General features: G+C 39.9%; 1 protein-coding gene. It reads left to right on the top strand.

The window, feature by feature from the left end; genetic code table 11:
• Nucleotides 1-574: phosphopantetheine-binding protein (locus H3T96_RS14610; RefSeq protein ID WP_144093577.1), on the top strand; the 574-nt coding region annotated here is incomplete at both ends.

Here is a 574-nt window from a genome sequence, read left to right as displayed (position 1 = left end):
CTGTTGCTGTAACAGTCGGCATGCCACCTCAATTGGCTGCTGCAATCCAATTAAAGCAAGGGGTAAGTACAACTGAACACGATATTAAACAATCGTTACAGCAACTACTACCTGACTATATGGTACCTACCAGTTTGGTCATTTACCAAGCTCTGCCTTTAAATGCTAATGGTAAAGTAGATCGTAAAACCATTATTAGTGAACTTGCTAATCAAATAAATAATACCGAAACTATTTTTGAAGCGCCTCAAACTATCATTGAGCAACAGGTGGCTCAAGTTTGGCAAACTATTTTAAAAGTAGACCAAGTAGGACGCACGGATAGCTTCTTTGCATTAGGCGGTGACAGTTTATTAGCAACCCAAGTCATTTCACACTTAAAACAATTAGGGTTAGATACCGAACAACCCTTACGTCAACTGTTTGCTAAACCCAAATTAGCTGATTTTGCCGCGACTTTAAGTGAAACCGAACAAAAAATAGAGCAACAAGTCGTTGCTGATTTAAAAAATCGCTATCAACCATTCCCTTTAACTGAAGTACAACGTGCTTACTGGATGGGGCAAGCACCCGG

The sequence above is a fragment of the Gilliamella sp. W8136 genome (assembly GCF_016101285.1).
In the GTDB taxonomy this organism is placed as follows: domain Bacteria; phylum Pseudomonadota; class Gammaproteobacteria; order Enterobacterales; family Orbaceae; genus Gilliamella; species Gilliamella apicola_N.
This window is presented reverse-complemented; position numbering and strand designations above follow the sequence as displayed.